At 62.8% G+C, this 25,214-nt stretch carries 24 protein-coding genes; 14 read left to right on the top strand and 10 right to left on the bottom strand.

The window, feature by feature from the left end; translation table 11 throughout:
• Positions 1-8: 8 nt before the first annotated feature.
• The gene (locus QOS90_RS20175) at positions 9-1,328 is read left to right on the top strand and encodes an MFS transporter (protein WP_085273593.1); all 1,320 of its coding nucleotides are present in this window, start codon (positions 9-11) and stop codon (positions 1,326-1,328) included.
• Between the two features lie 551 nt (positions 1,329-1,879).
• On the opposite strand, the gene QOS90_RS20170 is transcribed toward QOS90_RS20175, so the two are convergent.
• Positions 1,880-2,632 (bottom strand): COG4705 family protein, encoded by a 753-nt coding sequence (locus QOS90_RS20170; protein WP_027594112.1) that lies wholly within the window; start codon positions 2,630-2,632, stop codon positions 1,880-1,882.
• A 340-nt stretch (positions 2,633-2,972) separates the two neighbouring features.
• On the opposite strand from QOS90_RS20170, the gene QOS90_RS20165 reads away from it, so the two are divergent.
• Together QOS90_RS20165 and QOS90_RS20160 are read left to right on the top strand one after the other, a co-directional pair.
• On the top strand, positions 2,973-3,299 hold the full coding sequence (locus QOS90_RS20165) for a hypothetical protein (protein ID WP_027594111.1): 327 nt from the start codon (positions 2,973-2,975) through the stop codon (positions 3,297-3,299).
• Positions 3,300-3,416: 117 nt separating this feature from the next.
• The gene (locus tag QOS90_RS20160) at positions 3,417-4,028 is read left to right on the top strand and encodes a flavin reductase family protein (RefSeq protein ID WP_085273594.1); all 612 of its coding nucleotides are present in this window, start codon (positions 3,417-3,419) and stop codon (positions 4,026-4,028) included.
• On the opposite strand, the gene QOS90_RS20155 is transcribed toward QOS90_RS20160, so the two are convergent.
• Both QOS90_RS20155 and QOS90_RS20150 read right to left on the bottom strand, forming a co-directional pair.
• Complete coding sequence (locus tag QOS90_RS20155) at positions 4,029-4,262, bottom strand: hypothetical protein (RefSeq protein ID WP_085273595.1); 234 nt, start codon at positions 4,260-4,262, stop codon at positions 4,029-4,031.
• 56 nt (positions 4,263-4,318) lie between these two features.
• Positions 4,319-4,612 carry a putative quinol monooxygenase gene (locus tag QOS90_RS20150; protein WP_027594108.1) on the bottom strand — a complete coding sequence of 98 codons (294 nt, stop codon included), beginning with the start codon at positions 4,610-4,612 and terminating at the stop codon, positions 4,319-4,321.
• Positions 4,613-4,811: 199 nt separating this feature from the next.
• On the opposite strand from QOS90_RS20150, the gene QOS90_RS20145 reads away from it, so the two are divergent.
• Positions 4,812-5,732 (top strand): AraC family transcriptional regulator, encoded by a 921-nt coding sequence (locus QOS90_RS20145; RefSeq protein WP_027594107.1) that lies wholly within the window; start codon positions 4,812-4,814, stop codon positions 5,730-5,732.
• A gap of 19 nt (positions 5,733-5,751) precedes the next feature.
• Here the strand turns inward: QOS90_RS20145 and QOS90_RS20140 are convergent, their stop codons facing one another.
• Positions 5,752-7,389, bottom strand: a complete 1,638-nt coding sequence (locus QOS90_RS20140) for a 5-guanidino-2-oxopentanoate decarboxylase (protein WP_085273596.1) — start codon at positions 7,387-7,389, stop codon at positions 5,752-5,754.
• 114 nt (positions 7,390-7,503) lie between these two features.
• On the opposite strand from QOS90_RS20140, the gene QOS90_RS20135 reads away from it, so the two are divergent.
• The gene (locus QOS90_RS20135) at positions 7,504-8,376 is read left to right on the top strand and encodes a LysR substrate-binding domain-containing protein (protein WP_027594105.1); all 873 of its coding nucleotides are present in this window, start codon (positions 7,504-7,506) and stop codon (positions 8,374-8,376) included.
• Here the strand turns inward: QOS90_RS20135 and QOS90_RS20130 are convergent.
• Both QOS90_RS20130 and QOS90_RS20125 read right to left on the bottom strand, forming a co-directional pair.
• On the bottom strand, positions 8,370-8,984 hold the full coding sequence (locus QOS90_RS20130; RefSeq protein ID WP_027594104.1) for an NAD(P)-dependent oxidoreductase: 615 nt from the start codon (positions 8,982-8,984) through the stop codon (positions 8,370-8,372). The two genes, QOS90_RS20135 and QOS90_RS20130, sit on opposite strands and share 7 nt — an antisense overlap.
• Before the next feature lie 27 nt (positions 8,985-9,011).
• Positions 9,012-9,887 (bottom strand): MBL fold metallo-hydrolase, encoded by an 876-nt coding sequence (locus tag QOS90_RS20125; protein WP_085273597.1) that lies wholly within the window; start codon positions 9,885-9,887, stop codon positions 9,012-9,014.
• A 104-nt stretch (positions 9,888-9,991) separates the two neighbouring features.
• On the opposite strand from QOS90_RS20125, the gene QOS90_RS20120 reads away from it, so the two are divergent.
• Positions 9,992-10,900, top strand: a complete 909-nt coding sequence (locus QOS90_RS20120) for a LysR family transcriptional regulator (protein ID WP_027594102.1) — start codon at positions 9,992-9,994, stop codon at positions 10,898-10,900.
• Positions 10,901-10,969: 69 nt separating this feature from the next.
• Positions 10,970-11,143, top strand: coding sequence for a hypothetical protein (locus tag QOS90_RS20115; protein ID WP_172960383.1), 174 nt, complete (start codon positions 10,970-10,972; stop codon positions 11,141-11,143).
• Between the two features lie 18 nt (positions 11,144-11,161).
• Here the strand turns inward: QOS90_RS20115 and QOS90_RS20110 are convergent, their stop codons facing one another.
• A complete protein-coding gene (locus tag QOS90_RS20110) occupies positions 11,162-12,031 on the bottom strand; it encodes an oxaloacetate decarboxylase (protein ID WP_027594101.1) in 870 nt (289 codons plus the stop codon).
• A gap of 347 nt (positions 12,032-12,378) precedes the next feature.
• On the opposite strand from QOS90_RS20110, the gene QOS90_RS20105 reads away from it, so the two are divergent.
• Positions 12,379-13,830, top strand: coding sequence for an MDR family MFS transporter (locus QOS90_RS20105; protein WP_027594100.1), 1,452 nt, complete (start codon positions 12,379-12,381; stop codon positions 13,828-13,830).
• Between the two features lie 169 nt (positions 13,831-13,999).
• On the opposite strand, the gene ttgR is transcribed toward QOS90_RS20105, so the two are convergent.
• A complete protein-coding gene (gene ttgR / locus QOS90_RS20100; protein ID WP_085273598.1) occupies positions 14,000-14,632 on the bottom strand; it encodes an efflux transport transcriptional regulator TtgR in 633 nt (210 codons plus the stop codon).
• Between the two features lie 254 nt (positions 14,633-14,886).
• Here ttgR and ttgA point away from each other — a divergent pair, with 254 nt between their 5' ends.
• The 6 genes from ttgA (at position 14,887) to QOS90_RS20070 (ending at position 23,944) form a co-directional block, all read left to right on the top strand.
• On the top strand, positions 14,887-16,041 hold the full coding sequence (gene ttgA / locus QOS90_RS20095; protein ID WP_027594098.1) for a toluene efflux RND transporter periplasmic adaptor subunit TtgA: 1,155 nt from the start codon (positions 14,887-14,889) through the stop codon (positions 16,039-16,041).
• Positions 16,042-16,044: 3 nt separating this feature from the next.
• A complete protein-coding gene (gene ttgB, locus QOS90_RS20090) occupies positions 16,045-19,197 on the top strand; it encodes a multidrug efflux RND transporter permease subunit TtgB (protein ID WP_027594097.1) in 3,153 nt (1,050 codons plus the stop codon).
• Positions 19,194-20,648, top strand: coding sequence for an AdeC/AdeK/OprM family multidrug efflux complex outer membrane factor (locus tag QOS90_RS20085; protein ID WP_085273599.1), 1,455 nt, complete (start codon positions 19,194-19,196; stop codon positions 20,646-20,648). The genes ttgB and QOS90_RS20085 overlap by 4 nt, the downstream gene beginning before the upstream one ends.
• Before the next feature lie 269 nt (positions 20,649-20,917).
• Positions 20,918-22,171, top strand: coding sequence for an OprD family porin (locus tag QOS90_RS20080; protein WP_085273600.1), 1,254 nt, complete (start codon positions 20,918-20,920; stop codon positions 22,169-22,171).
• 182 nt (positions 22,172-22,353) lie between these two features.
• Entirely contained in the window at positions 22,354-23,277 is a 924-nt protein-coding gene (locus QOS90_RS20075; RefSeq protein ID WP_085273601.1) for a LysR family transcriptional regulator, read from the top strand.
• A 106-nt stretch (positions 23,278-23,383) separates the two neighbouring features.
• The gene (locus QOS90_RS20070) at positions 23,384-23,944 is read left to right on the top strand and encodes an Mpo1 family 2-hydroxy fatty acid dioxygenase (RefSeq protein WP_085273602.1); all 561 of its coding nucleotides are present in this window, start codon (positions 23,384-23,386) and stop codon (positions 23,942-23,944) included.
• 73 nt (positions 23,945-24,017) lie between these two features.
• On the opposite strand, the gene pcaC is transcribed toward QOS90_RS20070, so the two are convergent.
• Both pcaC and pcaD read right to left on the bottom strand, forming a co-directional pair.
• Positions 24,018-24,410 (bottom strand): 4-carboxymuconolactone decarboxylase, encoded by a 393-nt coding sequence (gene pcaC / locus QOS90_RS20065; RefSeq protein WP_027594092.1) that lies wholly within the window; start codon positions 24,408-24,410, stop codon positions 24,018-24,020.
• 10 nt (positions 24,411-24,420) lie between these two features.
• Positions 24,421-25,212, bottom strand: a complete 792-nt coding sequence (gene pcaD, locus QOS90_RS20060) for a 3-oxoadipate enol-lactonase (RefSeq protein ID WP_085273603.1) — start codon at positions 25,210-25,212, stop codon at positions 24,421-24,423.
• Positions 25,213-25,214 lie beyond the last annotated feature (2 nt).

The following is a 25,214-nucleotide window of genomic DNA, read 5'->3' as shown; positions in this document are numbered from 1 at the left end:
TATCCCTGATGGATAACGCCACCTCCCTGCCAACCGGGGCGGCCGTCGCGCCGGCCGCAGAAAAAACCACCGCCAGCCGTTTGAAGTCGATCTTCAGCGGGTCCATTGGCAACATGGTCGAATGGTACGACTGGTACGTCTACGCCGCATTCTCGCTGTACTTCGCCAAAGCCTTCTTCCCCGCTGGCGACACCACCGCACAACTGCTCAACACCGCCGCGATCTTCGCCGTGGGCTTCCTCATGCGCCCGATCGGTGGCTGGCTGATGGGCCTGTATGCCGACCGCAAAGGCCGCAAGGCCGCGCTGATGGCCTCGGTCCTGCTGATGTGCGGGGGCTCGCTGCTCATCGCCCTGACGCCCGGCTATGAAACCATCGGCGTCGCCGCGCCGATCCTGCTGGTCTTCGCACGCTTGCTGCAGGGCCTGTCGGTGGGCGGTGAATACGGCACCTCGGCCACCTACCTCAGCGAGATGGCCAGCAAGGAGCGCCGTGGGTTCTTCTCCAGCTTCCAGTACGTGACCCTGATTTCTGGCCAGCTCATCGCCTTGGCGGTGCTGATCATCCTGCAACAGACGCTCACCACCGAGCAGCTGTATGCCTGGGGCTGGCGTGTTCCCTTCGTGATCGGCGCGCTGTGCGCGGTGGTTGCGCTGTACCTGCGTCGCGGCATGGAAGAGACCGCTTCCTTCACCAAGAAGGAAAAGTCCAAAGAAAGCCTGATGCGCACCCTGATGCGTCATCCCAAAGAGCTGATGACCGTAGTCGGCCTGACCATGGGCGGCACCCTGGCCTTCTACACCTACACCACCTACATGCAAAAGTACCTGGTCAACACCGTGGGCATGAGCATCAGCGACTCGACCACCATCTCGGCCGCCACGCTGTTCCTGTTCATGTGCCTGCAGCCGGTGATCGGCGGCCTGTCCGACAAGATCGGCCGGCGCCCGATTCTGATCGCCTTCGGTGTACTCGGCACGCTGTTCACTGTGCCGATCCTGAGCACCTTGCACACCGTGCAAACCTGGTGGGGCGCGTTCTTCCTGATCATGGCGGCGCTGATCATCGTCAGTGGCTACACCTCGATCAACGCAGTGGTCAAAGCCGAACTGTTCCCGACTGAAATCCGCGCCCTGGGCGTTGGCCTGCCATACGCCCTGACCGTGTCCATCTTCGGCGGCACCGCCGAGTACGTCGCCCTGTGGTTCAAGAGCAATGGCATGGAAACCGGCTTCTACTGGTACGTCACCGGCTGCATCGCCTGCTCGCTGCTGGTGTACGCGACCATGAAAGACACCAAGCATCATTCGCGCATCACCACCGACTGATACTGATCCGGCAGATATGAAAAAGGGGCGCTCCGTTGCACGGGGCGCCCTTTTTTTTGGGGGTGCTTGTCGCTGGATCTTATGCGCCTTTGAGATCGAGCGCCGCCCGCGCGGCGCTTCGCAGCACAAGGCTGCTCCTACATCGGTTCGGGCCAATGAGCCCTGAGACAAAGGCGCGCGGCCCTTTGGCGGCCACCTCGATATCGTGCGGAACAAACAAGGCGGTCGCGCGCGCAGGTACAGGCGTAACTGGCCCGAAACAGATGTAGGAGCAGCCTTGTGCTGCGAAGCGCCGCGCGGGCGGCGCTCGATTTGCGCACCACCTCAAAACCCAAGACAAGCACTTGGCAGCTTTCACCCTATCTCTCAGCAAGCAAATCGCAACCACACTTCCCCAACATTACCTGAAGAACCTTTTTATGGCGTGAGCCGATTAGCAGTATTATTCGGCGCTTTGATAAGTTGGGGCGAACGGCCTTTTTAACCGAACAGGTCAAGGTGCTCAACCGGCTGCTCGACGGGGGCCGCAGTACCCGTTATCGCATCAATACTCAGGACATCTCCAGCACCTGACGCGGCTCGCGCCGTTGGTAATAGGTCGCCATCAGCACCAGTACCAGCAGCACACCGGCCAGCACTGCCGATGAGCCGACCGTGCCGAAGTCCAGCCCTCCCTTCTCGTGTGGCTTGGTCAGGACGTCGCCCAGGGTGGCGCCGAACGGGCGGGTCAGGACGAACGCGACCCAGAACAGCACCACGCCAGGGATGCGTGTCCAGTAACGCGCCACAACCACCAGCGCGATGGCACTGCCCACCAGCAAGGCACCACCGGCAAAACCAAGCCCCGAATCATCTGCCAGGTAATCGCCCAAGGCGGTGCCCAAGGTATTCGAGAACAGAATCGCCACCCAATAGAACAACTCGCCCGCGCGGTTCTTGATACGGGTGACGTCCAAGGGGTTACCACTCAGGCGCCACACCAGGAAGGTCAGCAGCAAGATGCCGATCAGAATCGACGAGCCTGCGGCGTAGCCCAAGCCAAGCGTGCGGTCCATGAAGTCGGACATGGTGGTGCCGGCCGTACTGGTGGAAAGAATCACCAGCCAATAGAGCATCGGGTGGTAGCGCCGTGAGTAGAGCTGGCCGAGCAGGGTCAGCAGAAACACGCTGATCAACATCAGCGAGCTCAGCGCGTAGCCGATATTCAGGGTCATCGACAGCAAATCGCCCGCCGTCTCGCCCAGGGTCGTTGCGCAGATCTTCATGACCCAGAAGGCCAAGGTGATTTGCGGGAGTTTATTCATTGTTTGCCGCTCCGGTTTTAAGTGCGGCGATGGTGCTGAGCAAAGCCTGAAAAATCGGTTTATGGCGTATGAAAAAAGCGTTCATTACCGCCTGCAGGCTTATTTTCGTCCTTAACGCCGCATTAATTCGACGTCGTCATCCTGCAATGGCTGGCGAAACGCTGATCCATACCCTGCAACGTTCCCCTCAGCCCACTGGAGGGCTCATCGCTGACACGGACATACACATCGATACAATCGATAACTAGACGCTATTTTTTGCGCTTTTTTATCAATTTTATCGGCGTAGGATTAAACCCATAGAAACAAACAACCACTCGCCCCCCCTGGAGCAACGACCATGAAAAACAAACTGATCCTCACCCTGGCCCTCTCGGTAATCGCCACTGGCGCCTTCGCCGAAGACGGCTTTGACCGCACCAGCGCCCACACTTTCGCAGCGGTGCAGAGCCAAACCGCCGCGTACGCTGAAGACGGTTTCGACCGCACAGGCGGCCAACGCTTCGCTGAAGATGGTTACGACCGCACCGGTGCACAGCGCTTCGCAGAAGACGGCTACGACCGCACTGGCGCTCAACGTTTTGCAGAAGATGGCTTCGACCGCACCGGCGGCCAGCGTTTTGCAGAAGACGGCTTTGACCGCACCAACGCCCACCGCATCAGCTAACCCCTGATGCGTGCAACCAGCCCGGCTTCGGCCGGGCTTGATCATTTCCAGCCGGGCAAAGGCTTGGCACACTAGCGCCTCGTCCCCCAAGAGGTAGGGCCAGCAAGCCCAGCACCGATGTATTACTACGAACCCGCCAAAGGCCACGGCCTGCCCCACGACCCCTTCAACGCCATCGTCGGCCCCCGCCCAATCGGCTGGATCTCGTCCCACGACGGCGAAGGCCGCCTGAACCTGGCGCCCTACAGCTTCTTCAACGCCTTCAACTACATCCCACCGATCATCGGTTTCTGCAGCGTCGGGCGCAAAGACAGCCTGAACAACATCGAGCAGACCGGCGAGTTCGTCTGGAACTTGGCGACCCGGCCGTTGGCCGAGGCGATGAACCAGAGCTGCGCGGCGGTAGCGGCAGACGTCAATGAATTCGAACTCAGCGGTTTGACAGCAGCGCCGTCACGCGTCGTCAAAGTGCCACGGGTGGGCGAAACCCCGGTGGCGTTCGAGTGCAAGGTGAGCCAGATCGTCCAGCTGAAACGGGCAGACCAGGAGTCGGTGCCCAGCTGGCTGATCCTCGGCGAAGTGGTGGCGGTGCACATTGCCGAGCACCTGCTGAAAAACGGTATCTACGACACCGCCGCCGCCGAACCGATCCTGCGTGGCGGCGGCCCGGCGGACTATTTCGAACTGGGCAACCTGTTCAAGATGGCCAGGCCGCAAGTGGGCAACTGATCACCAGATCAGCTCGCCCTCTTCAGTGACGCCCTGCAGGCGTTCCAGCTCGGCGCAGGCGGCCTCATCGGCCGCCATGGCGCCCTTGAACACCTGGCCGTCCAGTACCTTGTGAAAGCGCGGCGCCCCGCCCATGCCCAGCGCCTTCACCGCGATGGCGGCGTTGTAGCCACCACCCTCCACCGGGACCATCGCCCAAACGGCTTCGAACTGCGGGAATTCTCTACGTGCCATGCTGCGCTCTGGGTAGTTGATCGAAGGGCGACATTTTAACCTGTGCCCATCAGCAATCAATCGAAGGTATGCAGGTCCAGGCTGCTGACCACTTGCGCCTGCACCAGCTCACCGAATACCTCCAGGGTTGGCGAAGCGAAGTAGCCGCTCATCGCCTGCTGATCACGCCAACTGCCGCTGAGCAGCCAAAGGTCGGCGTCGGCCTGCGAGCGCTGGACCGTGAAGCTCAGGCACCCCGGTGTACGCAACGAGGGTTCGAGCAGATCGCGCAGGCGCGCGCCCAGCTCCGCCGAACGACCGCTGCTGGCACGGATGAAAGCCAAGTGGGTGACCGGTTGTCGTAGGGTCATTGCACGATCTCCTTGAGCAGGCGGACGAAAAACCAGGCTGCCAAGGTTAGAGGCTGGCCCGCGCGACGCGTTAGGCTATTACTGCCGGGCGATTGCCTGATCCTGCACCGCGGCAGGATCAGGCAATCGCCGTGCAGCTTTCGACTAGCGCCCGCCATTGCCCAAACCTATGCTGCGTCAGTCAGTAGAGGAAGCCACCATGACCACCCCCACGTCCATCGAACCGACCCTGGAAGTGCAACGCCAGGAGCTGGCCGAGCTGATCCGTCGGCATGCCGGCGACCCACCCGGCAGCGCGTCGGCCATCGACGACCTGTACCTGGTCAGTTATCGGGAGAGTGTCCGCTCAGTGCCTACCTTGGCGCAGCCGGCCTTGTGCGTCCTTGCCCATGGCAGCAAGAGCCTGTTCCTGGGTGACGAACAGTACGTCTACGACCCGCTGCACTACATGGTGGTGTCGGTGACCTTGCCACTGAGCGGCGTGAAGCTCGATGCCAGCCCGGAAAACCCAAGCCTGGGCCTGCGGCTGGACCTGGACCCGGCCGAGATCAGCCAGCTGATTGCCGAAAGCGGGCCGATGTTGGTGCCCAGCCTGCCTTCCGGCCGTGGCTTGTATGTGGAGAAGACCGATGCAGCGTTGCTGGATGCGCTACTGCGCTTGATCCGCCTGCTGGATTCGCCGCGGGACATTGCCATGCTGGCGCCGCTGATCCGCCGCGAAATCCTTTACCGCCTGCTGCGTGGGCCGCAGGGTTATCGGCTGTATGAAATCGCCTTGGCCAACAGCCAGACCCATCGGGTATGCCAGGCCATCACTTGGCTCAACCAGAACTTCCAGCAGCCATTGCGCATCGAGGACCTGGCCCGTGAGGTCAACCTCAGCACCTCGACTTTGCACCATCGGTTCAAGGCCGTGACGTCGATGAGCCCGCTGCAGTACCAGAAGCAATTGCGCCTGCAGGAGGCCCGGCGGCTGATGCTCAATGACGGGCTTGAGGCAGCGGTGGCGGGCTATCGCGTGGGGTATGAAAGCCCTTCGCAATTCAGCCGCGAGTACAGCCGGCTGTATGGCGCACCACCGATCCGCGATGTGGCGCGGTTGCGCGCCACAGCGGGGTAAGGGTTACCGGCCGTTTCCGTTAACCTGCAACGGCCGCCTGCCACTGATTCTGATCAACCTGAATCAACGTCGGCCCTTTGCGCTCCACCGCACGCCCCAGCGCCGCCTGCAACTGAGCGACATCACTCACATGCTCCGCGTCAGCGCCCAACGCCCGGGCCACACCGATGAAGTCAGGGGTATGGATATCCACCCCGACCGGCTCAATGGCGCGGTTGACCATGTACTTCTTGATTTCTTCGTAACCCTGGTTGTTCCACAGCAGCACGATCAGCGGCACCTGCGCCTCGACTGCACTGGCCAGCTCCGGCAGGGTGAACTGCATGCCACCATCGCCAATAAGGCAAACCGACGGCGCGCGCTCGGCGATCTGCGCGGCGCTGCCCAGCCAGGCGCCCATCGCCGCCGGCAGTGCATAGCCCAAAGTACCGTAGCCGGTCGAGGCATTGAACCAGCGGCGAGGCTCATCCATGTCCAGCGTGAGGTTGCCGGAGTACACCGGCTGGGTCGAATCCCCGACCAGAATGGCGTTGGGCAGTGTCTGGAGGATACTGGTCAGCAGGCGGGTCTGGCTCAGGGTCGGCTGGTCCCAGCCGCCCGCCAGCGATTGGCGCAGCTGCGTGACGCGTGCTGGCCCCCAGGTACTTTCACGCGCCGGCAGCGGCTGCTGTTGCAAGGCAACGCACAGTGCTTCGGCGGCCAGGTCGGCGTCGGCGACCAGCGCCAGCTCAGGCAGATAGTTGCGCACCGTCTGGTCCGGGTCGATGTCGATCCGCAGCAAGCTGCCCGGGATCTCGAAGCCGCCCTTGAAGGTCACGTCATAGTCGGTTTCGGCCAGCTCGGTACCGATGGCCAACACCACATCCGCTTCGGCCACCAGCGCACGGGTAGCCGGCAGCGACTGAGTCGAGCCGATTTGCAAAGGATGATTGGAAGCCAACAAGCCCTTGGCGTTGATGGTCAATGCCACCGGTGCCTGAAGCTGCTCTGCCAGGCGTGCCAGCGAAGCGCCAGCGTTCAATGCACCGCCGCCGGCCAGGATCAACGGGCGCTTCGCCTGGGCCAGGCGCTCGGCCATCTGCGCCACGGCCTGCGGCGCGGCACCTGCCCGGTTGCTGCGGACCGGGCGCGCCGGCAACAGGTGATCGGCCTGCTCGACCAGTACGTCCAGCGGAATCTCGATATGCACCGGGCGCGGTCGAGCACCGTCGAACACGGCGAAGGCCCGGGCCAGTACCTGGGGCAGGTCGTCTGCGCTCATCAGGGTTTGGGAGAAGGCTGCCACACCCGACACCAGGGCAGATTGGTTGGGCAGTTCGTGCAGCTTGCCGCGGCCGCCGCCCAGCTGATCGCGCGATTGCACGCTGGAAATCACCAGCATCGGGATCGAATCGGCATAGGCCTGGCCCATGGCGGTGGTGATATTGGTCATCCCTGGGCCGGTGATGATGAAGCACACACCGGGTTTGCCGCGCGTGCGTGCGTAGCCATCGGCCATGAAGCCGGCACCTTGCTCGTGGCGCGGGGTGATATGACGAATGGAGGACGTTGCCAAGCCGCGATAGAGCTCAACGGTATGCACGCCTGGAATGCCGAAGACATGGTCCACACCATAGCCTTCAAGGAGTTTGACCAGTACTTCGCCGCAGGTTGCCATGTGTGTTTACCTTGAGTCTTGTTGAAATCTGCGCTTATTGGACCCAAGGCAGCGCTATCGCCACAATGCAAAAAAACACATACTAGCCATGTCTTCAAATCATGGCTCAGTGCAATGAAACGCCTTCCTCCCCTGCCCGCCTTGCACACCTTCCTGGTGACCGCCCAGCACTGCAATTTCACCCGTGCGGGGCAGCAGTTGCACATCACCCAAGGTGCCGTGAGCCGGCAGATCGCCGCGCTTGAAGCGCACCTCGGTTACGCCCTGTTCCAGCGCCAGGCCCGTGGCCTGAGCCTGACCCGTGAAGGCCAGGACTGGCTGCCCAGGGTGCAACAGGTGTTTTCCCTGATCGAACAAGGCGTGCGTGAAGTCGGCGGGCATAGCGCCACATTGCAACTCAAGGCGCCAACCTGCGTGATGCGCTGGCTGCTGCCGCGCCTGATGGAATGGCAGGCGCTGCGCCCGGACGTGCCGGTAGAGCTGACCACCACGGTGCAGCATGGGGTGGATTTTGCTCGCGAAGGCTTTGATGCGGCGGTGGTGTATGGCAGCGCGCCGAACCAGGGCTTGCAGGTGCGCAAACTGTTCGACGAGCAACTGACGCCAGTGTGCGCCCCTTCGCTGCTGCAAGGCCCGTTGCCGTTGGCCAACATCGACGACTTGATGCGCCACATGCTCCTGCACCCCTCACGTGACGAGCATGACTGGCGTTTATGGCTGCAGGCGGCCGGTGCCACGTTCGATGTACAGGGGCCAAAGCAGCATTTCGAAACGCTGGACATGGCGATGGCCATGGCATCCCAGGGCACTGGAGTGGCCATCGGCGATTGGTCGCTGATCGGCGATGACCTGCGCAGCAAGCGGCTGTGCATGCCGTTTGCCCTGAAGGTGACGACCGGAAAAGGCTATTACCTGGTCAGCCAGGCCAGGCAACAGCCAGCCGGGCTGGTCGAGTTGCTGGACTGGCTGCAGGCAGTGGCTCAATAACCGACGGTGAACCGCGCCCGCGAATGCGCGGGTTTCTCCAGCTCATCGAGCATTGCAATCGCGTAGTCGGCAAAGGTGATCCAGCTTTTGCCATCGGCACCGATCAGCAGATGATCCTTGCCTAGCGTGTAGTGCCCGCTGCGTTCGCCTTCGACGAACTCCGCCGACGGCGACAGGAAGGTCCAGTCCAGGTTCGGCTCTTGGCGCAATACCTCAAGAAAACGCACACCCGCGCTCGCTTCGGCCTTGTAGGCCTCGGGAAAGTCCGGGCTGTCGATCACCCGGTGCCCCGAAGGCAACAGCAGGCTACCCGCCCCGCCCACCACCAGCAGTCGCTTGACCCCGGCACGCTTGACCGGCTCGATGATCGCGTGCGCTTCGATCGTCGAGAAATGCGCAGCACTCAACACGGCGTCCACACCGGCGACAGCCGCTTGCAGCGCCGCGCTGTCCTTGGCATCGAGTGCCTTGACGGTCACCCCCTCGCGCCCCTGCAGCTGCGACGGGTCGCGGGCAATGGCCACCACACTGTGGCCACGGCGCAGGGCTTCTTCCAGCAACTGGCTGCCGGCACGGCCGGTGGCGCCAATGATTGCGATCTTGCTCATGGGAAACACTCCATCAGTTGAACGGAATTACCACTTCATCTCGCCCTTGGCGACCTTGGCGCCGAGCTCCAGCGAGCTCTCGTCGGCCAGGTCCGGGTAGCGTTTTTTCATCGCAGCCACCAACGCAACGGCGTTTTTTGCCTTGGCGGTTTCGGCATCAAATGCCTGAATGTAGTCCGCCGTGAAGCGCACGGCGGCGAGCGAACGGCTGCTTTGGCCGAGGTAATGGCCGGGGATCACGGTGCGCGGTGCCAGCTGCTCGATCCGCTTGAGCGTGCCCAGCCAATCGGCATGCGACTTGGCCGACTGGGTATCGGCCATCCACACATGGATGTGTTCCGAAACCACCACCCCACCGACCACCGCCTTGATCGACGGAATCCAGACAAAGCTGCGATCAGGTTGCGGGCCGTCCAGGCCGACCACGTCGAGCGCCTGGCCCTCCAGGGTCAGGCGATGGCCTTCGAGCACCTCAGGCACGACCAGGCGGGCCGGTTTATCCGCGCCCATTTGCGGGCCCCAGTAGGCCAGCTTCGCGTCCATGGTCTGGCGAATATGCGCGACGGTAGCCGCAGAGGCGACGACCTTGGCCTTTGGGAAAGCTTGGGTCAGCGTGTCGAGGCCGAAGTAGTAGTCCGGGTCGCCATGGCTGATGTAGATGGTTGTCAGCCGCTTGCCACCGGCGCGCAGGCGCTCGACCACCTGCTCGGCCTGGGCCTTGCCGAACTGGGCATCGACCAGCACGGCGTCCTTTTCGCCACTGACAATCACCGAACTGACCGGGAAAATCGCCTCGTGGCCAGGGTTGTAGACGTCCAACTGCAAAGGTTCGGCAGCCAGCGCCTGGCCGGTCAGCGCAACACAGGCCAGCATCAGGCCACACAAGGGAGTGAATAGCGACATCGCAACGGTCCGTCTTGAAGAAGAATGCTCAACAGCTTAGTTGCCCGATCCATGCCAAAAAATGCGATGCTCAAACATAGTTTGTTTCTAAAATCGGGCAAATCATGGACCGTCTCAACGCGATGCGCGTTTTTGTCACTGTCATCGACCTGGGCAGCCAATCGGCGGCAGCGGACCACCTGCAACTGTCCAGGCCAGTGGTTTCACGCTACCTGGCAGAACTGGAGGATTGGGTTGGTGCGCGGCTGATGCAGCGCACCACGCGCAAGTTGAGCCTGACCGCCGCCGGCCAGGAAACACTGCCCCGCTGCCGCCAACTGCTGGAACTCGCCGGTGACCTGCAGGTGGCCGTGCGCCAACCGGACGACGCCCCCCGCGGCGCGCTGCGCATCAGCGTCAGTACGTCATTCGGGCAGGCTCAACTGGTAGATGCCGTGGCCGCGTATGTACGGCGCTACCCCGGGGTGAAGGTCGAGTTGCAGATGCTCGATCGCACGGTCAACCTGGTGGACGAGCGCATCGACCTGGCCATCCGCACCAGCAACGACCTGGACCCGAACCTGATCGCCCGGCGTCTGACCGTGTGCCGTTCGGTGGTGTGCGCGGCACCGGCCTACCTGCGTGAGCACGGCACGCCGCAGCGGATCGAGGAATTGAGCGGGCACAACTGCCTGACCCATGCCTACTTCGGCCATCACCTCTGGCATTTCGAGGTGCAGGGCCAAGCCGTTGCCGTCCCGGTCGAGGGCAACATCAGTGCGAATGAGGCGATGACCCTGCAAAAGGCGGCACTGGCCGGTGCCGGCATCGCCATGTTGCCGACCTACCAGGCTGCCGCCGCCCTGCGCACGGGCGAACTGGTGCGCCTGCTGCCCGAAGCACGGCCACGCGAACTCAACCTGAATGCGGTCTATACCTCGCGCAAGCACATGCCGGCGACCTTGCGCAGCATGCTGGATTTTCTCGCGCAGCGGTTCAAGGACGAGCCGGAATGGGATCAGGACCTGGTGTAACCCCCACAGCGCCGGGGATTGGCCTACGCTTAGAGGTATCACCTAGCGTTGTAACAGGAGGTGAGCACCATGGGCATCAAAACAAGAAGGTTCGCGCTGGTCATGGCGCTGTTTGCCATCGCCGGGCTGTACGGGTCGGCCTGCTGGCGGGTCGAGCTGCTGCGCAACCAACCCAGCTCGGCCGCCCATTGTCAGCACGAACACTGCGTGCCACAAAGCGCCACATTGAGCGCCGTGCGTTGAGCGACGGCGCCCTGCCGGTCACTCCTCGACGCTCATGTACTCCTTGGCCCAGCGGATGTAATCCTCGGGTTGGGTGTAGGTGTGCGAGAGTTCGGTGGCGCTGAGGTTCTCGGACTTGTTCTGCTGGCCGCGCTGCAGGCGCAGGCAGTCATAAGTAGCCTTTATGGCGGCGAAGTACGCGGCGTGGCCATCGACCACGATGCGCACGCCCAGGCGCGCCAGGCGCTCGTCATCGCGCAGGTTGGGGTTGGCGTAGGTCACCAGCATCAAGGGCACGGTCAGGTGCTCGGCGATCTGCTCGAGCTGCTCGAAATCCTTCACCCCGACCATGCAGATACCGTCGGCCCCGGCCTTCTGGTAGCTCTGGGTACGCACGATGATTTCTTCGGTGGTCAGTACACCGGCGTTGGTGCGGGCGATGATCGACAGCGACGAATCGACCCGTGCTTCAAGCGCAGCGCGAATCTTGCCAACGCCTTCCTCAACCGGAATCAAGTCGGTGGACTTGCGCCCAAACTGGGCCGGCAGCAGGGTATCTTCGATGGTCAGCGCCGCCACACCGGCACGCTCCAGTTCAATGACCGTGCGCATGACATTCAGCGCGTTACCGTAGCCGTGGTCGGCATCGGCGAGCACCGGCAGTTGCGCCACACGGCCAATGCGCGTGGCCTGCTCGACGAACTCGCTCAAGGTGATCAGGGCAAAATCCGGCGCAGCCAGTACCTGCAGCGAAGCCACCGAACCGCCAAGAATGCCGACTTCAAAGCCCAGGTCGGCGGCAATGCGCGCCGACATCGGGTCGAACACCGACGCTGTGTGGTAGCAGGAACCTGAAGCGAGCAGCTCGCGGAAGGCAAAACGCAAATCTTGGTGGGAAGCCCTGGGCATGATCACTCCGCAATAACGTGAAATTGAACGGTTGCTACCGACCCCTGAATCGGGTCTACCTGACCTGTTCCAACCGTCGCCATCTGGGCGGTCATGCTCGACATGCAGGCAGAGGAATAAAAGGTGTGGGATACAGCGGCACGAAAACCCTGCGGCAAATAGCTGCACCAAGCTGGTGCAGGCCACGGATTACAGCCCCTGCGGTCTAGCCACGATATCACGCAGCCATGCCTCACTGGATGAATGCGCCAATGCCGATCTTGCATAGGGGATGCAGATAGTACATAGGAAGCTACCTAAGTCAGGTTACAATTCATCGGCCTCAAGCCCATTGCCAAGGTAACCCCGTGACTGCCGCCCTGCCCCCGACCGTGCTGCGCAACGTGCTCACCGCCCTGATGCTGGCCATCTTCCTCGGTGCGCTGGACCAAACCATCGTCGCCGTCTCGTTGCCGGCCATCTCGGCCCAGTTCAACGATGTCGGCCTGCTCGCCTGGGTGATCTCTGGCTACATGGTGGCGATGACCGTGGCGGTGCCGATCTACGGCAAGCTGGGCGACCTGTACGGCCGGCGGCGGATGATCCTGACCGGCATCTCGCTGTTCACCCTGGCGTCGATTGCCTGCGCCCTGGCCCAGGACATGCAGCAACTGGTGCTGGCGCGCGTGCTGCAAGGGGTTGGCGCGGGCGGCATGGTGTCGGTCAGCCAGGCGATCATCGGTGACTTCGTGCCGCCCCGCGAACGCGGGCGTTACCAGGGCTACTTCAGCAGTATGTACGCCGTGGCCAGCGTCGCCGGGCCGGTGCTCGGTGGCTGGCTGACCGAGTACCTGTCGTGGCGCTGGGTGTTCTGGATCAACCTGCCGCTGGGGCTGGTCGCATTGTGGGCGATCCACCGGGCGCTCGGCGACATGCCGGTGAAGCGTCGCGAGGCCCAGGTGGACTACCTGGGCGCGGTGCTACTGATTCTTGGCCTGGGCAGCCTGCTGCTGGGCATTACCCTGGTCGGCCAAGGGCACGCCTGGACAGCGCCGCCGGTGCTGGCGCTGTTCGCCTGCGCGGTGCTTGGCCTGATGCTGTTCATCGCCCACGAGCGGCGCTGCCAGGAGCCCCTGCTACCCCTCGGCCTGTTCGGCAACCGCGTCGCGGTGCTGTGCTGGGGCGTGATCTTTTTCGCCAGTTTCCAGTCGATTTCCCTGACCATGCTGATGCCCTTGCGCTACCAAGGCATCACCGGGGCGGGCGCCGACAGCGCGGCATTGCACCTACTGCCCCTGGCGATGGGCCTGCCGATGGGCGCCTTTACCGGGGGCCGCATGACCAGCCTCACCGGGCGCTACAAGCCGCAAATTCTCACCGGTGCACTGTTGATGCCGGTGGCCATCTTCGCCATGGCGATCACACCGCCGCAGTCGGCCCTGCTCAGTGCCGTGTTCATGCTGCTGACCGGCATAGCCTGCGGGCTGCAGTTTCCGACTTCGCTGGTGGGCACGCAGAGCGCCGTGGACATCAAGGACATCGGCGTGGCTACCAGTACCACCAACCTGTTCCGCTCACTCGGGGGAGCCATGGGTGTGGCGTGCATGTCCAGCCTGCTGCTGGCGTTGCTGCACCAAGGTGGGTTCGAGTTGCTGGGCAATCCATTGCTGGGGAGCCTGAAGGCTGGCGAGGCAGACCCGCAGACGCAAGCGCGGTTGCTGGAGACGTTCAGGCATTTGCTGATGGGCAGTGGCGTGATCGCACTGCTGGGGCTGGTGGTGGCGTTGGCGTTGCCGGACCGGCAATTGCGTGGGCGTTGAGCCTGCTGGGGCCGCGTTGCGGCCCTTTCGCGACACAAGGCCGCTCCTACAAGTACAGCGCCACGCCTGTGGGAGCTGGCTTGCCTGCGATGGGCCGCAGCGCGGCCCCCGCTTTTAATGCCCCGTTAATACAATGAGGAAACACTCCCTCACAATCCTTAACAAAGAGTCATTTGCGCAGAGCCGAGCTCAAGCGCAGCATATCCAGCCCAGTGTCGACCCATTTTTCGACGTCACGTAGCAGATCGAAACTGTCTGGCAGCAATAACCAGCGCCCGATCAGGCCATCGACATAGGCAAACATGGCCACCGCCGCGCGCTCGGCATCCAGCTCGGCAGGCAACTGGCCCCGGCGCACTGCATTGGCAAGCGCCAGGGTAATGCCCTTGTGGCAATCCAGCACCGTGCTCTGGCGCTGCTGGCGAATTTCACACATGTCATCGGTGAACTCGCACTTGTGATGCAGAATCTCATTGATACGCCGGGTTCGGGCATCGAGCACCAGCTCGTTGAACACCTGCAACAGCAGCTTGCGCATGCAACCAAGCGGGTCCAGCTCATCCTCGCTTTCGCTCGCACGCGCAAGGTGGTCATGGGTTTCGTGCAGGCTGTCGAGCAACGCCTGCACCAGTTCGGCTTTATTATTGAAGTGCCAGTAGATCGCACCTCGGGTCACGCCCGCCAATTCGGCGATGTCAGCCAAGGTGGTTCGCGCAACCCCGCGCTTGTAGAAGGCCTTTTCCGCCGCCTCGATAATCTGGGCGCGGGTTTCCTGGGCTTCTTCTTTGGTTCTACGGACCATGGCAGTACAACCTCATCTGGGCCCGAGCGCGCGGCGCACACGGGGAAACCGCCGGGGTCGCCTCTGCAGGGCGTCTCCCGGATGGGCTAATCAAGGGCTGCGGCAGTAGCCAAGTACTACCCAGCGGTATTTACAAACAACCATGAATGTAAGTATATTCCTTAGCAAGCTATTTATCCACCCGATAGCATTTTTCTGACAAGACTCTTCCATTACTCTTGAGCGTCTCCTGCTCCAGCGCCCCGAGGATCCTCATGCAATTCAAGCCAGCCGTTACCGCTCTGGTTTCCGCCGTCGCCCTGGCAACACTGCTCAGTGGCTGCAAGAAAGAAGAAGCAGCGCCTGCCGCGCAGGCTCCTCAGGTCGGCGTCGTGACCCTCCAACCACAAGCCTTCACCCTGACCTCGGAATTGCCGGGGCGTACCACGTCCTATCGCGTCGCCGAAGTGCGCCCACAGGTCAATGGCATCATCCTCAAGCGCCTCTTCAAAGAAGGCAGCGACGTCAAGGAAGGCCAGCAGCTCTACCAGATCGACCCTGCCGTCTATGAAGCCAACCTGGCCAATGCCCAGGCCAACCTGCAGGCGACCCGCTCGCTGGCCGAGCGGTACAAGCAGCTGATCGATGAACAAGCCGTCTCCAAACAGGAATACGACGACGCCAATGCCAAACGATTGCAGGCCGAGGCAGCACTGAAGAGCGCCCAGATCGACCTGCGCTACACCAAGGTCCTGGCACCGATCAGCGGCCGCATCGGCCGTTCCACGTTCACCGAAGGTGCACTGGTGAGCAATGGCCAGACCAACGCCATGGCGACCATCCAGCAACTCGACCCGGTCTACGTCGACGTCACCCAGTCCACCGCCGAGCTGCTCAAGCTGCGCCGTGACCTGGAAAGCGGCCAGCTGCAAAAGGCCGGCGACAACGCCGCCTCAGTGCAACTGGTGCTCGAAGACGGCAGCCTGTTCAAGCAGCAGGGGCGCCTGGAATTCTCCGAAGTCGCGGTCGACGAGACCACCGGCTCGGTGACCCTGCGCGCGATCTTCCCGAACCCCGACCACACCCTGCTGCCTGGCATGTTCGTGCATGCCCGCCTGCGCGCCGGGGTCAACGCCAACGCCATCCTGGCCCCACAGCAGGGCGTGACCCGCGACCTCAAGGGCGCGCCGACCGCACTGGTGGTCAACCAGGAAAACAAGGTCGAACTGCGTCAGCTCAAGGCCAGCCGCACCCTGGGCAGCGACTGGCTGATTGAGGAAGGCTTGAACCCAGGCGACCGCCTGATCACCGAAGGCCTGCAATACGTGCGCCCAGGCGTCGAGGTCAAGGTCAGCGAAGCCACCAACGTCAACAAGCCGGCCAGCCCTGATCAGGCCAACGCGGCGAAAGCAGACGCCAAAGCGGAGTAAACCATGTCGAAGTTCTTTATCGATCGCCCGATCTTCGCCTGGGTGATCGCCTTGGTGATCATGCTGGTCGGGGCACTGTCGATCCTGAAGTTGCCGATCAACCAGTACCCGAGCATCGCGCCACCGGCCATCGCCATCGCCGTGACCTACCCGGGCGCCTCGGCGCAGACGGTGCAGGACACCGTGGTGCAGGTCATCGAGCAGCAGCTCAACGGTATCGACAACCTGCGTTATGTGTCTTCGGAAAGTAACTCCGACGGCAGCATGACCATCACCGCTACCTTCGAGCAAGGCACCAACGCCGACACCGCGCAGGTTCAGGTTCAGAACAAGCTGAACCTGGCTACGCCGCTGTTGCCGCAAGAAGTGCAGCAACAAGGTATCCGCGTCACCAAGGCGGTTAAAAACTTCCTGCTGGTGATCGGCCTGGTGTCCGAAGATGGCAGCATGACCAAGGACGACTTGGCCAACTACATCGTCTCGAACATGCAGGACCCGATTTCGCGGACTGCCGGCGTGGGTGACTTCCAGGTGTTCGGTGCACAGTACGCCATGCGTATCTGGCTCGATCCGGCCAAGCTGAACAAGTTCCAGCTGACCCCAGTCGACGTCAAGACTGCAGTTGCCGCGCAGAACGTGCAGGTGTCCTCCGGCCAACTCGGCGGCCTGCCGGCCTTGCCGGGTACCCAGCTTAACGCCACCATCATCGGCAAGACCCGCCTGCAAACCGCCGAGCAGTTCGAGAAAATTCTGCTCAAGGTCAACAGCGACGGTTCCCAAGTACGCCTGGGCGATGTCGCCGAAGTAGGCCTGGGCGGCGAGAACTACGCCGTCAGCGCCCAGTTCAACGGCAAGCCGGCGTCGGGCCTGGCGGTCAAGCTGGCCACCGGTGCCAACGCCCTGGACACCGCCAAGGCCCTGCGCCAGACCATCAGCGACCTCGAGCCGTTCTTCCCGCCTGGCGTGAAGGCCGTGTTCCCGTATGACACCACGCCGGTGGTCACCGAATCGATCAGCGGGGTAATCCACACCCTGATCGAAGCCGTGGTCCTGGTGTTCCTGGTGATGTACCTGTTCCTGCAAAACTTCCGCGCCACCATCATCACCACCATGACCGTACCGGTGGTATTGCTGGGTACTTTCGGCATCCTTGCCGCTGCGGGCTTCAGCATCAACACCCTGACCATGTTCGCCATGGTCCTGGCCATCGGCTTGCTGGTGGACGACGCCATCGTCGTGGTGGAAAACGTCGAGCGGGTAATGTCCGAAGAGGGGTTGCCACCCAAGGAAGCGACCAAGCGCTCCATGGAGCAGATCCAGGGAGCCCTGGTGGGTATCGCCCTGGTGCTGTCGGCGGTACTGCTGCCAATGGCCTTCTTCGGCGGCTCCACCGGTGTGATCTATCGGCAGTTCTCCATCACCATCGTCTCGGCCATGGGCCTTTCGGTGCTGGTGGCGCTGATCTTCACCCCGGCACTGTGCGCCACCATGCTCAAGCCGCTGAAAAAGGGCGAGCACCATGTGGCCAAAGGTGGGTTCTTCGGCTGGTTCAACCGTAACTTCGACCGCAGCGTAAACGGCTACGAGCGCAGCGTCGGTACCATCCTGCGCAACAAGGTGCCGTTCCTGCTGGCCTACGCGCTGATCGTGGTTGGCATGATCTGGCTGTTCGCACGCATCCCGACGGCATTCCTGCCTGAAGAAGACCAGGGCGTGCTGTTTGCCCAGGTGCAGACCCCGGCAGGCTCCAGTGCTGAACGCACCCAGGCGGTGGTCGACCAGATGCGTGAGTACCTGCTCAAGGACGAAGCCGATACCGTGTCGTCGGTGTTCACCGTCAACGGCTTCAACTTCGCCGGCCGCGGTCAAAGCTCGGGCATGGCCTTCATCATGCTCAAGCCGTGGGATGAGCGCTCCAAGGAGAACAGCGTGTTCGCCCTGGCCCAGCGTGCCCAGCAGCACTTCTTCACCTTCCGCGATGCGATGGTGTTCGCCTTCGCCCCGCCTGCCGTACTCGAACTGGGTAACGCCACCGGCTTCGACGTGTTCCTTCAGGACCGCGGCGGTGTCGGCCATGCCAAGCTCATGGAAGCACGCAACCAGTTCCTGGCAAAAGCCGCGCAGAGCAAGGTGCTCAGTGCCGTGCGCCCGAACGGCCTGAACGATGAGCCGCAGTACCAGCTGACCATCGATGACGAACGTGCCAGCGCCTTGGGCGTGACCATTGCCGACATCAACAACACCCTGTCGATTGCCCTGGGTGCCAGCTACGTCAACGACTTCATTGACCGTGGCCGGGTCAAGAAGGTGTACATCCAAGGCGAACCGAACGCCCGGATGAGCCCGGAAGACCTGCAGAAGTGGTACGTGCGCAACGGCAAAGGCGAGATGGTGCCGTTCTCCTCCTTCGCCAAAGGTGAATGGACCTACGGTTCGCCGAAGCTGTCCCGCTACAACGGCGTCGAGGCGATGGAAATTCTCGGTGCGCCAGCGCCTGGCTACAGTACCGGTGAGGCCATGGCCGAAGTCGAGCGTATCGCCGGCGAACTGCCAAGCGGTATCGGCTTCTCCTGGACCGGCATGTCCTACGAGGAAAAACTCTCCGGCTCGCAGATGCCGGCACTGTTTGCCCTCTCGGTCCTGTTCGTGTTCCTGTGCCTGGCAGCGCTGTACGAAAGCTGGTCGATCCCGATCGCCGTCGTGCTGGTCGTACCGCTGGGGATCATCGGTGCACTGATCGCCACCAGCCTGCGCGGGTTGTCCAACGACGTGTACTTCCTGGTCGGCCTGTTGACCACCATCGGCTTGGCGGCGAAGAACGCGATCCTGATCGTCGAGTTCGCCAAAGAACTGCACGAGCAGGGCCGCAGCCTGTACGACGCCGCGATCGAGGCGTGCCGCATGCGTCTGCGCCCGATCATCATGACCTCGCTGGCGTTCATCCTTGGCGTGGTACCGTTGACCATCGCCAGCGGCGCGGGCGCCGGCAGCCAGCACGCCATCGGCACCGGCGTGATCGGCGGCATGATCAGCGCCACCGTCCTGGCAATCTTCTGGGTACCGCTATTCTTCGTCGCAGTGTCGTCGCTGTTCGGCAGCAAACAGCCGGAAAAAGACGTCACCCCTGAAACTCCACGTTATGAGGCTGGGCAATGACCAAGTCTTTGTTGTCCCTGGCGGTAACCGCTTTGATTCTTGGCGGCTGCTCGCTGATCCCTGACTACCAGACCCCGGAAGCGCCGGTGGCAGCGCAGTGGCCGCAAGGCCCTGCGTACTCGCCGACCGAAGCGGCAGACGTTGCCGCCGCCGAACAGGGCTGGCGCCAGTTCTTCCACGACCCGGCCCTGCAGCAGCTGATCCAGACCTCGCTGGTCAACAACCGCGACCTGCGTGTCGCGGCGTTGAACATCGACGCCTACCGTGCGCAGTACCGCATCCAGCGGGCCGACCTGTTCCCGGCCGTTTCGGCCACCGGCAGCGGCAGCCGCCAGCGGGTACCGGCGAATATGTCGCAGACCGGCCAAGCCGATATCACCAGCCAGTACTCGGCCACCCTCGGCGTCAGCGCCTATGAACTCGACCTGTTCGGCCGGGTGCGCAGCCTGAGCGAGCAGGCCCTGGAAACCTACCTGTCCAGCGAGCAGGCGCGGCGCTCCACGCAGATCGCCCTGGTGGCCAGCGTGGCCAACGCCTACTACACCTGGCAGGCGGATCAGGCGCTGTTCAAGCTGACCGAAGAAACGCTGAAGACCTACCAGGAAAGCTACAACCTGACCCGTCGCAGCAATGAAGTCGGCGTGGCCTCTGCCCTCGACCTCAGCCAGGCACGCACCGCCGTGGAAGGCGCGCGGGTCAAGTACTCGCAGTACCAGCGCCTGGTTGCACAGGACCTCAACAGCCTGACCGTGCTGCTGGGTACCGGCGTACCGGCCGACCTGCCTACGCCACTGGAGCTCAATGCCGACCAGTTGGCCGAAGTACCGGCCGGCCTGCCGTCGGACATCCTCCAGCGTCGCCCAGACATCCAGGAAGCCGAGCACCTGCTCAAGGCCGCCAACGCCAACATCGGCGCGGCCCGCGCAGCGTTCTTCCCGAGCATCAGCCTGACCGCCAATGCCGGTACCCTGAGCCCGGACATGGGCGGCCTGTTCAAGGGGGGGTCGGGTACCTGGCTGTTCCAGCCGCAGATCAACCTGCCGATCTTCAACGCCGGTAGCCTGAAGGCGAGCCTGGACTACTCGAAGATCCAGAAGGACATCAACGTCGCCAAGTACGAAAAGACCATCCAGACCGCCTTCCAGGAAGTCTCCGATGGCCTGGCGGCGCGCAAGACCTTCGAAGAGCAGTTGCAGGCACAACGTGACCTGGTGCAGGCCAACCAGGATTACTACCGCCTGGCGGAGCGTCGCTACCGTATCGGTATCGACAGCAACCTGACCTTCCTCGACGCCCAACGCAACCTATTCAGCGCCCAGCAGGCACTGATCGGTGATCGCCTGTCGCAGCTGACCAGCGAGGTCAACCTGTACAAGGCGCTCGGCGGTGGCTGGTACGAGAAGACCGGTCAGGCCAATCAGCAAGCTTCGGTTCAAACACCGAAAAGCTGAATGATCCGCTAGCAGCATCAAGCCCACCTTCGCGGTGGGCTTTTTGTTTTCGGTTGCCCGCGAAGAGGCCGGCACATGAAAACAATTAACCAACTGGAACATTCCGTTCGATAATCGCCCCATACCGTCTGCGACGAATTGCCTCGCCCCTTCCCTACCCCGCACCATCCGCTCACGCAACGTTGCCCACGTTCATCAAAAGACCCGTGCTTGCAGGCCGCATCCTGCAATGCAACGGTTCGCCAATAAAAACAAGAGATCCACGACAGATGAGCATTTCGTACCCCGCACGCCAGCTGCTGCCAGGCCTGTTGGCCATGTCCTGCACCCTCCCCGTGTTCGCCGCCGACGGTGGTTTCATCGAAGACGGCAAGGCCACCCTCAACCTGCGCAACTTCTACATCAACCGCAATTTCGTCGACCCGGCACACCCGCAGGCCAAGGCCGAAGAATGGACCCAAAGCTTCATCCTCGACGCCCGCTCCGGCTTTACCCAGGGCACCGTCGGTTTCGGCATGGACGTACTGGGCCTGTACTCGGTCAAGCTCGATGGCGGTAAAGGCACCACCAACACCCACCTGCTGCCGGTGCACGACAATGGCCGCCCCGCCGATGATTTCGGCCGCCTGGGCGTGGCCTTGAAAGCCAAACTCTCGCAGACCGAGTTGAAGGTCGGCGAATGGATGCCGGTGCTGCCGATCCTGCGCTCCGACGATGGTCGCTCGCTGCCACAAACCTTCCGCGGCGGCCAGCTGACCTCCAAGGAGATCGACGGCCTGACCCTGTACGCCGGCCAGTTCCGCGCCAACAGCCCGCGCAACGACGCCAGCATGGAAGACATGTCGCTCAATGGCCGCGGTGCTTTCACGTCCGACCGCTTCAACTTCGGCGGCGGTGAATACACCTTCAACGACAAGCGCACGACGATTGCCCTGTGGGATGCCCAGCTCAAGGACATCTACCGCCAGCAGTACCTCAACCTGGTCCACAGCCAGCCACTGGGCGACTGGACCCTGGGCGCCAACCTCGGTTACTTCACCGGCAAGGAAGACGGTGCCGAGCGCGCCGGCGACCTGGACAACCGCACCGCCTCGGCGCTGCTCTCGGCTCGCTACCAGGGCCATACCGTCTACGTCGGCCTGCAGAAGGTCAGCGGCGATGACGCCTGGATGCGCGTCAACGGCACCAGCGGCGGCACCTTGGCCAACGACAGCTACAACTCAAGCTTCGACAACGCCAAGGAACGCTCGTGGCAGGTGCGCCATGACTTCAACTTCGCCACTGTCGGGGTACCGGGGCTTACCCTGATGAACCGCTATATCAAGGGTGACAACGTGACTGCAGGTGGCGTTGACGACGGCAAGGAATGGGCGCGGGAAACGGAACTGGCTTATGTGGTGCAGTCGGGCAGTTTCAAGGACCTTTCGTTGAAGTGGCGAAACTCGACCATGCGCCGGGACTTCAGCACCAACGCGTTCGATGAGAACCGCTTGATCGTGAGCTACCCGTTGAACCTGCTGTAATTTCACAGGCCTCTTCGCGGGTAAACCCGCTCCCACAGGGTGGGAGCGGGTTTACCCGCGAAGAGGCCGGATGACTTGACGCACAAATAACTTTATTGCATAACAACCTAAACAAACCTTCGTTGACGACATAAGCTGTAACAGCTTAAATCGAGCCCTGATCCCCGCCCCAGAGCCGCGACATGGACCTCCGTCAACTGCGCTACTTCATCGCCCTCAACGAATACCGCAGTTTTGTCCGCGCCGCTGAAGCCATGGGTATCACCCAGCCTGCATTCAGCCGGGCCATCCAGGGCCTGGAGCAGACATTCGGCTGCGCCCTGGTAGACCGCGCCAGCAAGGCCCTGCCACCCACCCCGGAAGGCTTGGTGGTGCTGCAGCACGCACGCCGCCTCGTGCAAGGTGCCGCGCAGTTGAGCAACGAAGTGCTACAGATGACCAAGCTCGACGCTGGCGAGTTGCACTTCGGCAGCGGCCCGGCCCTGGCTGTTCGCCTGGTCCCCGATGCCTTGCGCCACTTCATCGACAGCCACCCGGGTATTCGTACCTCGCTGCTGGTGGACAATGCCGAGCGCCTCGGCCAGGCACTGCGCCGTGAGCAGATCGAATTCTTCGTCGACGACATCCGGCCGTTCGAGGCCGACCCCAACTTCCATACCGAGCCGCTTTCGCCACGCCCCGGCCTGTTCTTCTGCCGCCCCGGCCACCCGTTGCTGGCCAAGGACAGCTTGTCGACCAACGACCTGTTCACCTACCCGCTGGCCAGCGCCCTGCTCGCGCCCGGTGTGCGCAAGCGCCTGGCCAACCTGAGCGGGCGCAGCGACTTCACCCCGCACCTGCAGACCGAGCACCTGGCGGTGCTGCGCAGTGTCGTGCAGGCCAGTAATGCAATCGGTACCGCCAGCGAAGAAGCCGTTGCCGAAGACCTGGCGGCCGGCAGCCTGGTGCGCCTGCACTGGCGCAACCTGCCGCCCGCACTGGAGGTGCTCAGCGTGCGCTGCGGCGTGGTCAGCCGCAGCGGTTACCGGTTGTCGCCGGCGGCGCGGGCGATGATCGAGACGCTGGTGGGGCTGGATGCGCCCCTGCGGAGTGCTGCCATTCGCTGAAGTGATGATGCTGGTGGGCTGCAGGCTATCCTGAGCAATATAGGTTGCCCGCGAAGAGGCCGGCACAGGCAGTAAACCCGATCAGGCAAACCAGGGAGGCACAACAATGAAAAACCTCGAAGAGCACCTGAGCCAGTACGCCCATTACCACCGCGACCCGCGCAACATCGCCACCCATTTCGTCGGCATTCCACTGATCGTGCTGGCCGTGACCATCCTGCTGTCGCGCCCAGGCTGGGACATTGCAGGCATCTGGCTGTCACCTGCCCTGCTGGCGGCCGCCGCCTCGGTGTGGTTCTACCTGCGCCTGGACCTGCGCTTCGGGCTGGTCATGGGCCTGCTGCTGGGGCTGTGCCTGTGGGTTGGCCAGGTACTGGCGGTGCAAAGCACCGGGCTGTGGCTGGGGGCTGGGCTGGGGGCATTTGTGCTGGGCTGGATCATCCAGTTCGTCGGCCACTACTACGAGGGCCGCAAGCCGGCGTTCGTCGACGACATCAGCGGGCTGATCATCGGCCCGCTGTTCGTGGTGGCCGAAGCTGCATTCATGCTGGGGTTGTGCCCCGCGCTGAAGCGGGCCGTGGAAGCCAACGCCGGGCCGGTAACACTGAGGTCGAAGGAGCGGCCTTGCGTCGCGATCGGGCCGCGTAGCGGCCCCAGGTTTCAGTGATACCGCAAATACTGTTGGGGCCGCTTTGCGGCCCGATCGCGACGCTAGGCCGCTCCTACAAAGGCCGCAAGGATCAAGCGCGCGACTCAACCCCCAGCTCATCCCACACCGACTCCGCCAGGTGGAAGGTGGCATTGGCTGCCGGAATACCGCAATAGATCGCGCTCTGCATCAGCACTTCCTTGATCTCGTCACGGGTCACGCCATTGTTGGCAGCGGCGCGCAGGTGCAGCTTGAGCTCGTCGTTGCGGTTCATGCCGATCAGCATGGCGATGGTGATCAGGCTGCGGGTATGGCGCGGCAGGCCGGGGCGGGTCCAGATATCACCCCAGGCATGGCGAGTGATCATTTCCTGGAACTCGCCATTGAAGTCGTTGAGCTTCTCCAGGCTGCGGTCCACGTGGGCATCGCCCAGCACCGCGCGGCGCACTTGCATGCCCGCGTCGTAGCGTTGTTTCTCATCCATGGCGTTGTCCTCAGTGGGCCAGCAGGAAGTCGAGTACACGGCGGCTGAAGCGCTCGCCAATCTCGACGTTGGACAGGTGCGCCGCCGGGAAATCGACATACTCGGCACCCTTGATAGCCGCCTGCATGAAGCGGCCATGTTCCGGCGTGGTCACCACGTCTTCAGTACCGGCAACGATCAGCGTCGGCACTTGGATACGCTGAACCTGCTCGCGGTAGTCGGCGTCGCGTACCGCAGCGCAGTTGGCCGCATAGCCCTCAGGCTGGGTCTGCGCGAGCATCTGGCAGATACGCTGGGCCTGCTCGGGCTGCGCCTGGGCGAAGGCCGGGGTGAACCAGCGGGCGATGGACGCGTCGCGCAGCGCGACCATAGCCTGTTGGCCGCCCTTGAGCACGGTGTCGATACGCGGGTTCCAGACCTCATCGCTGCCAATCTTGGCGGCGGTGTTGCACAGGGTCAGGCTGGCGAGGCGCTCGCCGGCGTTGATGCCCAGCCACTGGCCGATCAGGCCGCCCATCGACAGGCCGACGAAGTGCGCCTTGTTGATGTCCAGGGCGTCGAGCAAGGCCACGACGTCGCGGCCCAGTTGCTCGATGCTGTAAGGGCCGGCGGTCACCAGCGAGTCGCCGTGGCCGCGGGTGTCATAGCGCAGCACACGGAAGTGCTCGCTCCACACGGGGATCTGCGTGTCCCACATGCCCAGGTCGGTGCCGAGGGAGTTGGACAAGACCAGCACCGGAGCATCCGCCGGGCCATCGATTTGATAGTTCAGTACGCCATCGGCCAGTTGCAAATGCGCCACAG

The sequence above is a fragment of the Pseudomonas sp. LAIL14HWK12:I10 genome (assembly GCF_900184205.1).
Lineage (GTDB): Bacteria > Pseudomonadota > Gammaproteobacteria > Pseudomonadales > Pseudomonadaceae > Aquipseudomonas > Aquipseudomonas kermanshahensis.
Note: the sequence above shows the minus strand (reverse complement) of the source record. Positions and strands in the feature narration are given on the sequence as shown.

Bases quoted from the DNA above. Each gene is read 5' to 3' on its own strand.
- QOS90_RS20130 (WP_027594104.1), bottom strand. From the start codon at position 8,984: ATGAGCAAGATCGCAATCATTGGCGCCACCGGCCGTGCCGGCAGCCAG.
- QOS90_RS20120 (WP_027594102.1), top strand. From the start codon at position 9,992: ATGGACCGTCTCAACGCGATGCGCGTTTTTGTCACTGTCATCGACCTG.
- QOS90_RS20070 (WP_085273602.1), top strand. From the start codon at position 23,384: ATGAAAAACCTCGAAGAGCACCTGAGCCAGTACGCCCATTACCACCGC.
- QOS90_RS20135 (WP_027594105.1), top strand. From the start codon at position 7,504: ATGAAACGCCTTCCTCCCCTGCCCGCCTTGCACACCTTCCTGGTGACC.
- QOS90_RS20115 (WP_172960383.1), top strand. From the start codon at position 10,970: ATGGGCATCAAAACAAGAAGGTTCGCGCTGGTCATGGCGCTGTTTGCC.
- pcaC (WP_027594092.1), bottom strand. From the start codon at position 24,410: ATGGATGAGAAACAACGCTACGACGCGGGCATGCAAGTGCGCCGCGCG.
- QOS90_RS20155 (WP_085273595.1), bottom strand. From the start codon at position 4,262: ATGGCACGTAGAGAATTCCCGCAGTTCGAAGCCGTTTGGGCGATGGTC.
- QOS90_RS20080 (WP_085273600.1), top strand. From the start codon at position 20,918: ATGAGCATTTCGTACCCCGCACGCCAGCTGCTGCCAGGCCTGTTGGCC.
- QOS90_RS20125 (WP_085273597.1), bottom strand. From the start codon at position 9,887: ATGTCGCTATTCACTCCCTTGTGTGGCCTGATGCTGGCCTGTGTTGCG.
- QOS90_RS20145 (WP_027594107.1), top strand. From the start codon at position 4,812: ATGACCACCCCCACGTCCATCGAACCGACCCTGGAAGTGCAACGCCAG.
- QOS90_RS20175 (WP_085273593.1), top strand. From the start codon at position 9: ATGGATAACGCCACCTCCCTGCCAACCGGGGCGGCCGTCGCGCCGGCC.
- QOS90_RS20165 (WP_027594111.1), top strand. From the start codon at position 2,973: ATGAAAAACAAACTGATCCTCACCCTGGCCCTCTCGGTAATCGCCACT.
- ttgR (WP_085273598.1), bottom strand. From the start codon at position 14,632: ATGGTCCGTAGAACCAAAGAAGAAGCCCAGGAAACCCGCGCCCAGATT.
- QOS90_RS20085 (WP_085273599.1), top strand. From the start codon at position 19,194: ATGACCAAGTCTTTGTTGTCCCTGGCGGTAACCGCTTTGATTCTTGGC.
- QOS90_RS20160 (WP_085273594.1), top strand. From the start codon at position 3,417: ATGTATTACTACGAACCCGCCAAAGGCCACGGCCTGCCCCACGACCCC.
- QOS90_RS20170 (WP_027594112.1), bottom strand. From the start codon at position 2,632: ATGAATAAACTCCCGCAAATCACCTTGGCCTTCTGGGTCATGAAGATC.
- QOS90_RS20140 (WP_085273596.1), bottom strand. From the start codon at position 7,389: ATGGCAACCTGCGGCGAAGTACTGGTCAAACTCCTTGAAGGCTATGGT.
- ttgB (WP_027594097.1), top strand. From the start codon at position 16,045: ATGTCGAAGTTCTTTATCGATCGCCCGATCTTCGCCTGGGTGATCGCC.
- QOS90_RS20150 (WP_027594108.1), bottom strand. From the start codon at position 4,612: ATGACCCTACGACAACCGGTCACCCACTTGGCTTTCATCCGTGCCAGC.
- QOS90_RS20110 (WP_027594101.1), bottom strand. From the start codon at position 12,031: ATGCCCAGGGCTTCCCACCAAGATTTGCGTTTTGCCTTCCGCGAGCTG.
- QOS90_RS20075 (WP_085273601.1), top strand. From the start codon at position 22,354: ATGGACCTCCGTCAACTGCGCTACTTCATCGCCCTCAACGAATACCGC.
- ttgA (WP_027594098.1), top strand. From the start codon at position 14,887: ATGCAATTCAAGCCAGCCGTTACCGCTCTGGTTTCCGCCGTCGCCCTG.